The following is a 10911-nucleotide window of genomic DNA, read 5'->3' on the forward strand; positions in this document are numbered from 1 at the left end:
CTTGAAACCTGGGGAGCAGAAATCCCGGATCAGCTCAGGCCGAGGTCCTCGAGGCCGAGGAGCGAGCGGTACTCGAGTCCTTCGGCGGCGATGACGGCGTCGGCGCCGGTGGCGCGGTCGACGACGGTGGCGACACCGACGACGATGGCGCCCACGTCACGCAGGGCCTTGACCGCGGTGAGCGGCGAGTTGCCGGTGGTGGTGGTGTCCTCGACGACGAGGACACGCTTGCCGACGACGTCGGGGCCCTCGATCTGGCGCTGCATGCCGTGCGCCTTGGCTGCCTTGCGGACGACGAACGCGTCGATCGGGCGACCCTCGGCGTGCATGACGGCCATCGCGACGGGGTCGGCGCCCATGGTCAGTCCGCCGACGGCGTCGAAGTCCCAGTCGGCGACCTTCTCGCGCAGCAGCTTGCCGATCAGCGGGCCGGCGCGGTGGTGCAGCGTCGCGCGGCGCAGGTCCACGTAGTAGTCGGCTTCCTTGCCCGAGGACAAGGTCACCTGTCCGTGCACCACCGCCAGCTCGCGCACCAGCGCCGCAAGCTCGTCGCGATCCGTCATCGGCCGCTCTCCCATCACCAAGTCAGACAACAATTCGTCGTGTCGAGCCTAGCGAGGAAGCCAGGTCACAGCGCCCACGACCCCCACCAGCCCTCACGCTGCGGCGTCGACGACGTCGCCACCGTCGGCCGGTGCCTCGGACGATGCCACCGCCAGGATCGTCGCCTGGAACAGCTGTACCTTCGCGATCCCGAGACGCTGGGCGAGCTGGGTCCCGGGGAACGTGCGGATCGACCGGTTCAGGCTCCTGGCCTGTGTGTTGTACACCCGCACCGCCCCGGCCAGCCGCTGCTCGGTGACCTCGAGTTCGTGCGCCGGGCGCACGAATGCCCAGTCGTGCGCGAGCTGCGGGTAGCGCCGGCCCGACGCGAGCACCGCCTGCAGGGCCTCGGACAGCGCCTTCTCGGCACCGGCCTGGCGGCGCAGGTCGAGCTTCTCCTCGCGGACGCGCATGGCGAGTGATCGCGCCCCGGTCACCGGTGCCACCAGGTCGCTTCCGACGGTCTCGGAGGCGGCGAGCACCAGGCCGGGTACGTACTCGTAGCGGCGATCCAGTTCCACGTGGACCAGCGCGAGGGCAGAGTCGACGCTGGCTGCAGCCCGGCGCAGCCGCTGGACACTCGAGATCGCCCAGGCCGCACAGGCCACAGAAATCACAACAAGAACAAGAACAACACCCGACACAACAACCACAGTTGCGGAATCTACTGTGCTCCCGACGGGGCCGCTATTCGAGCGCGCACCGGTGCGCGACGCGGGAACTCAGCGGGCGGACTCCGGCTCGTCGACCATGCCGTAGGGGTCCTGCGCGATCGGGCGACCGGGATCGTGTGCACCCGGGTGCATCACGCCGGGCGCGGTGGTCGGCGGCAGCACGCGCAGCATGCCCGACAGTCGGGACACCGTCTCGATCGCGGCGTCCCAGTCCCGGCCGGAGCTGCCCACCGGCAGCGAGCCGAGCGTCCACTCCCCCTCGCTCCACAGCATCTGCAGCTGCGGGGGCACCGACTCGGTGAACGCGACCATGCGCTGGTCGCACACGCGGCGGGCGATCTCGAGGTCGGTCGCGAACACCACGCGGGGTCCGATCGCGCCCAGCAGGTTCAGGTCCGTATCGCGCGGCGGCGGGGTCGACTTGAGCCGCAGATCGATGTCGACGTCCGACCCCACCTCACGGTGGACTGCGACGATCGTCGCCGTGTCCTCGAGATCGAACAGCACGAACTCCTCGCCGCGGCGGATGCCACGCACCACGTCGACCGCACCCAGGTAGTCCTGCTTGGCGAGGGCCGCCCGGTGCCAGTACGACGGCAACTGCTCGTCCGAGGTGTTGTACGTGTATCCCTGCGCCTTAGCCCAGATCTGCCGGACGCGCCCCGTCTGGTTGCGTCGCGTGCGATCGACATAGAGCAGGGCGACAGCACCCGCGAGCGCTATCACTGCCAATCCGAACCACATAGCCGTCATCGAGGCTCAGCCTAGCCACTCTCGGGCCCGATCCGGGCATCCGGTGCCGCGCGTCAGTTACCGAATCCCGGAAGCGTGGTGCCGATGATCAACTTCGCCGTAACTGTCCCGTTCTCGACCTTGTCACCGTGGACCAGCACGGACTCGCCGGGCTTCAGGTCGGCGACGCTGCGCGCGGTCAACGAGATGAGCGAGGTGTCCGGTGTGGTGCGCACGGTGATCGTGGTGCCTCCGAGGCCGTCGAGCGTCAGCGTTCCGCCGTCGTTGGCGGTGATCGTGCCCATCGCCGTCCCGGCCTTACCGATCAGGTCCCCCACGCCGCCGGGAATGGCCTCCAGCGGAGAGGTGCCGCTGGGAGGCGACGTCGGCGTCGGGGTGCCCGTGCGTGGCGGTGCCACCGGCGCCGACGTGCGCGTCGACGGGGCCGAGGCGGTGGTGGCGTTGTCCGAGCCGCCACCGTTCAACATGAAACCGACGATCAGGCCCAGCGCGAGCAGCACGATGCCCGCAGCGACGGCGACCGCCAACCCCACCTTGCGGGCGGGCTTGGGCTCGGGCGTGTTCTCCATCGCCGGGGCCGCACCGGTGGGTGGCGGTCCGGCCGGCGGGTAGCCGCCCGCGCCGTAGTACGTCGGATAGGCCTGGGTCGCGTTGGGCGGGGTCGCCTGCGGATCGAACCGCGGGTCGTAGGTGGGGAAGGCCTGGGTCGGATTGGGCGGCGGCGAACCGTACGCCTGGTACGGGTCTGCCGTGTAGTACTGCTCGGTGGGCTGGTCAGCAGCCACCGGACCGATCTGCTGGGTCGGGCCGTCGCCGGGACGGGCCCACTGGACGGTCTCGTCGGCCGCCGGCTCGGCAGGGTCGTACGCGCGCTCCTGCGGGGTGCGGGGATCGTCGGGATTCGTCATGGTGGGTGTGCTCTCTCCCTCGGCGGTGCCGAACAGTTCAACACAGTCTGGGTCGGGTGGTCGAGCCGACAGTTCAGGGTAGAGCCGGATTCTGAGAGCCGTCTGAAACCGTCAGACGAGCGGCATCCCCCGCTCGAGGAACTCGATGGCCTTGACGAAGATGGCCAGGTCCGGGGGGTCCTCACCGACGGCACCCAACACGGCTCCCGCAACCGCCCCGGCGAACACCCGCACCTCGAAGTCGTCGGCGCGCCGGCCGACGCGCACCGCCACCGCGTCGGCGAGGATCACGATCGACCGGATGAGTTCACCGAGCATCGCCGAGCGCAGCTCGGGCACACCGAAGAGCAGTCGCTGCCGGGTGCGCTCGGCGTCGATCTCCGCGGGCGTCAGCGACCCGAGCACCTCCTCGAAGGCGCGCCGGCACGCGGTCAACGGCGGTGTGTCGGCGGGTTGGGCGGCGATCGCCGCGAGCATCGGCGCGTCGAGGTCGTCGATGAGGATGAGCTGTTCCTTGCTCGGGAAGTAGCGGAAGAACGTGCTCGGCGAGACGTCGGCGGCGGCCGCGATCTGGTCGACGGTGGTCTGCGCGTACCCCTGCTCGGTGAACAGGCGCATCGCGTGTTCGCGGATCAGCGCCCGCGTCTTCCGCTTCTTGCGCTCCCGCAGGCCGATCGGCTCGGTCGACGTACTCATGGGCTCAGTGTCCCTCAGCCTCGGCTCTGTCGGTCTCCGCCTCGGCTCTGCCTGTCTCCGCCTCGGCTCTGCCGGTCTCAGCGGTCTCGGCGTCGGCCTCCGGTTCGGGCCGACGCCGCAGCGGGAGCACGACGAGCGCGATGATCGCGCCGACGAGCGCGAGCGCCCCGCTGACCCACAACGCCGACACCATGCCCTGCACGAACGCGGACTGCACCTGCTCCTCGAGCGTGGGCAGGCCGAGTTGCCGCGCCACCGCGACACCGCTGCTCACCGAGTCGGAGACGGCAGCCGCGGCGGGTTCCGGCAGCGACGTGCTCGGCAGGTGGGCGTGATAACCGGCGGTCAGCACCGTGCCGAGTACCGCGACGCCGATCGTCCCACCGGCCTGCCGAAGTGCTTGCACCAGAGCAGAACCCGAGCCCGACCGTTCGGGTGAGAGCGCCCCGATCGCCGCCGCCATCGCGGTCGGCATCACCAGCCCGAGGCCCACCCCGGCGATCGTCTGCCACGTCGCCACCAGCCCGTAGCCGGTGTCGGCGGTCATGGTGACGCCGACCATGCACGACCCGACGATGGCCGCGAACCCCAGTGCGATCAATGCGCCGGGGCCGAGCACACGGGCGAGCAGGTCGGCCAGCCGCGTACCCACGACGAGACCGGCGATCATCGGCAGCAGCCGCACGCCGATCCCGAGGGCGTCCGCGCCCAGCACCGACCCCAGATACAGCGGGAGCGAGAACAACAGGCCGAACATCACGAAGTTGACCAACGTTGACAGGCCCGCGCCCGACGCGTAGTCGCGATCAGACAGCAGGGCGAGGTCGATGAGCGGGCTGTCGGATCGCTTCTCCCACAACAGGAACACGCCCAGCAGCACGACACCGACGGCGAGGGAGGCCAGCACGTGCGCGGCACCCCAACCGTCGCTGCCGGCGGTGATGAAGCCGTACGTCAGTGCGAGCAGCCCCACCGACGCGAGCACCGCGCCCGGGATGTCGAAGCGCCCGGGATCGCTGCTCCGCGACTCGGGGACCAGGACCGCGACGGCGACCAACCCCACGCACACGAGCGGGACGTTGACGAGAAACACCGAGCCCCACCAGAAGTGACCCAGCAGCCAGCCGCCGAGAATCGGACCGAGCGGCAGCCCCAGCGCGGTGGCGGTAACCCAGATGGTGAGCGCCCGCTGCTGCTCGACGCGATCGGGGAACAGGATCGGCAGCACGGCCATCGACATCGGCATGATCGCGGCCGCGGCCAGGCCGAGGACCGCACGGGCACCGATCAACTGCGCCGAGGTCTGCGAGTACGCACACGCGAGGGACGCGAGCCCGAAGAGGATCATCGCCATCAGAAGCAGTCTGCGGCGGCCGATCCGGTCACCGAAGCCACCGGCCGGCAGCAGCGCAGCGGCGAGCACAAGGGTGTAGGACGTCGAGAACCATTGCAGCGCAGACGTCGTCGCGCCGAGGTCGCGCGCGAGCGTCGGCAGCGCGACGGTCAGCACCATCACGTCGATGCCGATCGCGAACACCGCGATGGACAGCGCGGCCAGCGCCCACCACCGCCGCGAGGTCGTCGACACCTTCGCGGCGTCGACACGAAGAGTAGCGATCATGAGAGAACCTCCGAATTGGCACCTCATCCCGTTTGAAAGTCTCTTCCACTTTTGCGGGGACGTCAACCGTCGACGAGGTAACGATTCGCAGCGGCCTTCGACCCGAGGCCCCGATGACGTTCACGCTGAACCCCGTCCCGAGGCTGACAGGACGGGGCTCAGTGCCCGACGCGAACCCGCGGTGCGGGCGTCAGCTCGGCAGGAGCACCGGGCTGTTGTGATACGCGGCGATCAGCCACTGGCCGTCCCGCTTCTCGAAGACCCAGGTCGCGTTGACCTTGCGGAGGTCGTCCGGGACCTCGGTCTCGCCGGCGAACAGGATGGCGGATTCGCTGATGACGATTGCGCCGTCCCTGCCGACGAAGCGGATGCTGACCTGCTTGTTGTGGGTCGAGCTACCCCTGAGCGGCCCCTCGAAGCCCAGTGCCATCTGTTGACGGATCACGTCACGGCTGTCCCGGAATGAGCCGGCCATGATGGCGGTCGCGTCCGCGGTGTAGTTGGCGACCATGCCGTCGGCGTCGCCGGCCTCCCACGCCTTGTAGGAATCGACCAGCACGGCCTGAAGTGCGGCCACGTCTTCCGCACGATTGTTCGACATCGGATCCTCCCTTGTGGTCGGCTCGCCTGGGGAATTCCGGCGAGCTCGCCAATACATACCGGCGGCGGGGTCGTAACTCGTCGCGCCCGCGGCCAGGAGATCTCGAGGCGTGCTCACCGAGCCCGCCGAAGCGCCTGACCTGCAGCCCCGGTGGAGCGTCGGCCGATACGGCTCGGCTAGGCAGAACCCCCGACGTCGACCCGCCCCCGGGCGTAGAGTGCCGCCGCCAGACCGAAAGCCGCGAATACCGCGGGATCCTGGAACACCGAGTTCCGGCTGATGCCCTCGGCCGTGACGGTGAAGATCTGGAGCGTGTGCAGCTCGTATCCGCCGACGACGCGCCGATAGGCGGCGAAGCCGGGCTGGCCGCCGTTGGCCGCGACCTCCTCGAGAAGCCAGTCCTTCCCGGCGTTCGCGAAGACCCATTCCATGAACACGCCGTAGTTGCCGCGGCCGGCGAACCAGTTGACCATCGGCGGCATCTCCATGAGGACGTCCTCGGTGAGCAGTCGCTTGATGCCCTCGACGTCGGCGAGCTCGAACGCCTTCATGTAGCGCTGGACCCAGTCGCGCTGCTCGGCGGCGGTCGGCTCGTCGACCCGATCCTGCCGGACTCCGACCTCCTTCATCCGGATACGTGCCCGTTGCAGGGCACTGTTCACCGCACCGACGGTGGTGCCGAGGATTTCCGCGGTCTCGGACGCCGAGAAGCTGAGCACGTCACGCAGGATCAGCGCACCTCGCTGACGCGCCGACAGGTGCTGCAGGGACGCGGCGAACGCCAACCGCAGGCTGCTGCGGTCGATCACGGCCCCGGCCGGATCGCCTGCGTCGGTCAACGAGTCCGGCAAGGGCTGGAGCCACGCGGCGTGCTCCCGCTGGACGAACGGATCGAGCGGATCCGAGGCGGCCACGAGCCCCGACGGCAGCGGTCGGCGGCCACGAACCTCGAGAGCGGTCAGGCAGACGTTCGTCGCGATCCGGTAGAGCCAAGTACGCGGTGAGCTGCGGGTCTCGTCGTACTGTTCCCGCGCCCGCCACGCCCTCAGGTACGTGTCCTGGACCAGGTCCTCTGCGTCGTGAGCCGAGCCGAGCATCCGGTAGCAGTACGCGAGCAGTTCCGTCCGGAACGGTTCGATCCGACGATCGAAGCCTTCTACCTTCGTCACGCCCACGCTCCCTCCGCCGGTCCCGTCGAGGCACCGTACTCGATGGGAGCGACACCCATGGCATGTTCCGGCGCCGCCACGCGAAGTCGATCCACGAGCCGGCGACGGCCCCGGAAAGGACTACACCGCAAAGGAACTGGATGTCGAGGTCGGGCCAGACCCTATTCCCCTCGGAACCTCTCCATCTCTCGCCGCTCACGCTTGGTGGGGCGCCCCGCGCCCCGGTCACGCTGCGGAATCGACGCGACCAGTTCGGGCGAGGGCGGCGGCGGACTGTTGTCCTGCATGCACTCGGCGGCGATCGGCGCGCCGACGCGCTTGGCGATGGGGCGAACCACGACGACGATGCGTTCGAGGCCCGCCACCCGCACGCGAACCTCGTCACCGGGTTTGACCTGCACCGAGGCCTTCGCCGCGGCGCCGTTCACCCGCACGTGCCCGGATCGGCACGCGGAAGCGGACTGCGACCGGGTCTTGAACAGGCGCACCGCCCACATCCAGCTGTCGAGGCGGACGCTCGTCGGATCGGGGGTCGGGTTGGCCACGTCGCCCAGGTTACCGACGCCCCGCAGCGCCCCGATTCGTCCCTCGTGGTGGGAGCCCGCGTCGTCCGGGCGAGAGACCCATCGCCCCTGCACGATGCGGGTTTCGGCGGCTGTCGAAAGTCCCTCTTCCGCGGAAACGACCCGCTGGGCGGGACGGTCCGCTGTCGCCTGGTTCACACCGCCATAGCGTGGATTCATCGCAGAACCGTGAGGTCCGGTCCTTTTCCGGGCCCGGACAGCTTGCGCACGTGGAAGGACATTTTTCGTGAACGGACAGGATTCGACGCCCGCCCTCACCGCCTCGTACGACGTCGTCGTGGTCGGCGCGGGCATCGCCGGCGTCTACGCGGTGCACCGGCTTCGCCAGCAGGGCCTGACGGTCCGCGCGTTCGAGGCCGCCAGCGGCGTGGGCGGGGTCTGGTACTGGAACCGCTACCCGGGCGCCCGCTGCGACGTCGAGTCCGTCGACTACTCGTACTCCTTCTCCCCCGAACTCGAGCAGGAGTGGGACTGGAGCGAGAAGTACGCGACGCAGCCGGAGATCCTCCGCTACATCAACCACGTCGCGGACCGCTTCGACATCAAGCGCGACATCCAGTTCGACACGCGCGTCACCTCCGCGACCCTCGACGAGGACACCCTGCGCTGGACGGTGCGCACCGACCGCGGCGACGTGGTCTCCGCCCGCTTCTTCGTCGTCGCCGCCGGGCCGCTGTCGAACGCGAACACCCCCGCCTTCGACGGCCTGGACACCTTCGCCGGCGACGTCTACCACACCGCGCAGTGGCCGCACGACGGCGTCGATTTCACCGGCAAGCGCGTCGGCGTGATCGGCACCGGCTCGTCGGGCATCCAGTCGATTCCGTTCATCGCCGAACAGGCCGAGCGGCTGTTCGTCTTCCAGCGCTCCGCGAACTTCAGCGTCCCCGCCGGCAACAACCCACTCGACGACGCCACCCGCGCCGAGCAGAAGGCGAACTACGCCGAGCGTCGCCGCCTGTCGCGGCTGTCCGGCGGCGGCTCCCCGCACCGCGCCCACCCCGACAAGGCACTCGAGGTGTCCGAAGACGAGCGCCGCGCCGTCTACGAAAAGAGCTGGCAGCTCGGCGGCGTCCTCTACTCCAAGGCCTTCCCCGACCAGCTCACCGACCGGGCCGCGAACGACACCGCCCGCGAATTCTGGGAGGAGAAGGTCCGGGCCGTCATCGACGACCCGGCGATCGCCGAACTGCTCATCCCGACCGACCACGCGATCGGCGCCAAGCGCATCGTCACCGACAGCGGCTACTACGAGACCTACAACCGCGACAACGTCGAGCTGGTGAACCTCAAGGCCGCGCCGATCGTCGGCATGAACGAGTCCGGCATCGACACCACCGCCGCACACTACGACCTCGACGCGATCGTCCTCGCCACCGGTTTCGACGCCATGACCGGCTCCCTCGAGAAGCTCGAGATCGTCGGCCGCGACGGGCAGAGCCTCAAGGCGAAGTGGGCCGCCGGCCCCGAGACCTACCTCGGCCTCGGCATCGACGGCTTCCCGAACTTCTTCAACCTCACCGGCCCCGGCAGCCCGTCGGTCCTCGCGAACATGGTGCTGCACTCCGAACTGCACGTCGACTGGGTCGCCGACGCCATCGCCTACCTCGACGACCGCGGCGCCGCCGCCATCGAGGGCACCCCCGAGGCCGTCACCGACTGGGTCGAGGAATGCCGCACCCGCGCCGAGGCGTCGCTGCTCAACACCGCGAACTCCTGGTACCTCGGCGCCAACATCCCCGGCCGCCCAAGGGTGTTCATGCCCTTCCTCGGCGGCTTCTCCGCCTACCGCGACATCATCACCGAGGTCGCCGAATCCGGCTACAAGGGCTTCGCGATCCTGGAGGGGTGATCGCCGAATGACGGCGTCGGCCCGGCACCCGTGAGAGGTGCCGGGCCGACGCCGTCTGCGCTCACTTGGACAGATTCGGTTCCACCGTGTCGTCCTCGTGGAAGTCGATGGTGCGCCGCGTGTTCCCCTCGAGGCTCGAGTTGAGCAGAACCGGATCGTTCGCCCCTGTCAGAAGGGATGCCCCATGATGACGCCGAGCAGTTGGAGCGGCATCGCCAGGAACATCGAGCCCACGTACAGCGGATACCGGATCGGATCACCGGCGAGGTATCCCTCGGCGAGCCAGGACATGACGTCTGCGGCCGAACCCATCGTTGCCACCCTTCGTAGTCGATTCACCTTGTGTGTCGGCGGTGCGCACGCAGGTGTTTCAGTGCACGAATTTCACGTTACGGCCGGTACCACGCGTGTTAGGTTCCCTCGAACGGTCGGGATCCACATCGGACAAGGGGGCTCACATGCGAAAGTTGTTCGCGGGGCTGGTAATCGCGGCTTCAGGCGCACTGATGCTCGGGGGCACGGCCGGGGCGGCGCCCACTCCCCCGCTGCCGGTGCCCGACGGGTTCTTCTCCGGCATCCCGCCGGAGCTCACCAACCCCGCGGGGTCCCTGCCCGGCTCCAATGACTTCTCGTGCAAGCCGCCGGCCGAGCATCCCGAACCGGTGATCCTCGTGCACGGCACCGGCGGTGGGCAGCAGACCAATTGGGGCAAGTACGCGCCGCTGCTCGCGAACGAGGGCTACTGCGTCTTCTCGCTGACGTACGGCGGCGTCCCCGGGATGCCGTGGCCGGTGAGCGCGATCGGCGGCATGCTGCCGATCGAGCAGAGCGCGGAGCAGTTCGGCGCATTCGTCGACCGGGTGCTCGCGGCGACGGGCGCGCAGAAGGTGGACGTCGTGGGGCATTCACAGGGCACGCTGATGCCCAGCTACTACATCAAGTTCCTCGGCGGCGCCGACAAGGTCGACAAGTACGTCTCACTGGCTCCGCTGTGGAAGGGCATCGACGCGCTCGGTGTCTCGCAACTGGCTCCGACCGTCAAGCGCATGGGGCTGCAGGAGGTTCAGACGCAGACGGTCGAGAAACTGTGCGGGGCGTGCTTCCAGATGGCCGCCGGCACCGACTTCATGAACAAGATGAACGAGGGCGGGCCGTACGTGCCGCAGGTGACGTACACGAACATCATGACCCGCTACGACGAGGCCGTCGTGCCGTACACGGCGGGCCTCGTGGAGGCGCCGAACGCCACCAACATCGTCGTGCAGGACGGTTGTTCGCTCGACTACGCCGAGCACGCCGGCATCGCCGCCGATCCGATCGCGGCCACCCATGTCCTCAACGCGCTGGATCCGGCGCATCCGCGTCCGGTTCCCTGCTTCTTCGTCCCGCCCTTCACCGGCTGACCGGGCCTACGGCCGTGCGCCTTTTCGGTAGTGGGCACTACCGAAAA

At 69.1% G+C, this 10911-nt stretch carries 12 protein-coding genes; 2 read left to right on the forward strand and 10 right to left on the reverse strand.

The window, feature by feature from the left end; genetic code table 11:
* Positions 1-29: 29 nt before the first annotated feature.
* The 9 genes from pyrE to ACQ5DX_RS19405 all read right to left on the reverse strand — a co-directional run bounded on the left by pyrE (position 30) and on the right by ACQ5DX_RS19405 (position 7570).
* A complete protein-coding gene (gene pyrE, locus ACQ5DX_RS19365) occupies positions 30-563 on the reverse strand; it encodes an orotate phosphoribosyltransferase (protein ID WP_430334103.1) in 534 nt (177 codons plus the stop codon).
* Positions 564-656: 93 nt separating this feature from the next.
* On the reverse strand, positions 657-1220 hold the full coding sequence (locus ACQ5DX_RS19370; protein ID WP_430334104.1) for a LemA family protein: 564 nt from the start codon (positions 1218-1220) through the stop codon (positions 657-659).
* 105 nt (positions 1221-1325) lie between these two features.
* Positions 1326-2030: a hypothetical protein gene (locus ACQ5DX_RS19375; RefSeq protein WP_430334105.1), complete on the reverse strand. Its 705-nt coding sequence runs from the start codon at positions 2028-2030 to the stop codon at positions 1326-1328.
* A 53-nt stretch (positions 2031-2083) separates the two neighbouring features.
* A complete protein-coding gene (locus ACQ5DX_RS19380; RefSeq protein ID WP_430334106.1) occupies positions 2084-2938 on the reverse strand; it encodes a DUF5666 domain-containing protein in 855 nt (284 codons plus the stop codon).
* A 111-nt stretch (positions 2939-3049) separates the two neighbouring features.
* A complete protein-coding gene (locus ACQ5DX_RS19385; protein ID WP_430334107.1) occupies positions 3050-3634 on the reverse strand; it encodes a TetR family transcriptional regulator in 585 nt (194 codons plus the stop codon).
* A 4-nt stretch (positions 3635-3638) separates the two neighbouring features.
* Positions 3639-5255: a DHA2 family efflux MFS transporter permease subunit gene (locus tag ACQ5DX_RS19390; protein ID WP_430334108.1), complete on the reverse strand. Its 1617-nt coding sequence runs from the start codon at positions 5253-5255 to the stop codon at positions 3639-3641.
* Positions 5256-5445: 190 nt separating this feature from the next.
* A complete protein-coding gene (locus ACQ5DX_RS19395) occupies positions 5446-5856 on the reverse strand; it encodes an SgcJ/EcaC family oxidoreductase (RefSeq protein ID WP_430334109.1) in 411 nt (136 codons plus the stop codon).
* A gap of 176 nt (positions 5857-6032) precedes the next feature.
* A complete protein-coding gene (locus ACQ5DX_RS19400; RefSeq protein WP_430334110.1) occupies positions 6033-7025 on the reverse strand; it encodes an RNA polymerase subunit sigma-70 in 993 nt (330 codons plus the stop codon).
* 161 nt (positions 7026-7186) lie between these two features.
* A complete protein-coding gene (locus tag ACQ5DX_RS19405) occupies positions 7187-7570 on the reverse strand; it encodes an RNA-binding S4 domain-containing protein (protein ID WP_430335750.1) in 384 nt (127 codons plus the stop codon).
* 265 nt (positions 7571-7835) lie between these two features.
* On the opposite strand from ACQ5DX_RS19405, the gene ACQ5DX_RS19410 reads away from it, so the two are divergent.
* Complete coding sequence (locus ACQ5DX_RS19410; protein WP_430334111.1) at positions 7836-9461, forward strand: flavin-containing monooxygenase; 1626 nt, start codon at positions 7836-7838, stop codon at positions 9459-9461.
* Between the two features lie 168 nt (positions 9462-9629).
* Here ACQ5DX_RS19410 and ACQ5DX_RS19415 read toward each other — a convergent pair whose 3' ends face one another.
* The gene (locus tag ACQ5DX_RS19415; protein WP_430334112.1) at positions 9630-9773 is read right to left on the reverse strand and encodes a hypothetical protein; all 144 of its coding nucleotides are present in this window, start codon (positions 9771-9773) and stop codon (positions 9630-9632) included.
* Between the two features lie 146 nt (positions 9774-9919).
* On the opposite strand from ACQ5DX_RS19415, the gene ACQ5DX_RS19420 reads away from it, so the two are divergent.
* On the forward strand, positions 9920-10864 hold the full coding sequence (locus ACQ5DX_RS19420; RefSeq protein ID WP_430334113.1) for an esterase/lipase family protein: 945 nt from the start codon (positions 9920-9922) through the stop codon (positions 10862-10864).
* Positions 10865-10911: the final 47 nt, after the last annotated feature.

It is taken from the genome of Rhodococcus sp. ACT016, from assembly GCF_050477185.1.
Lineage (GTDB): Bacteria > Actinomycetota > Actinomycetes > Mycobacteriales > Mycobacteriaceae > Prescottella.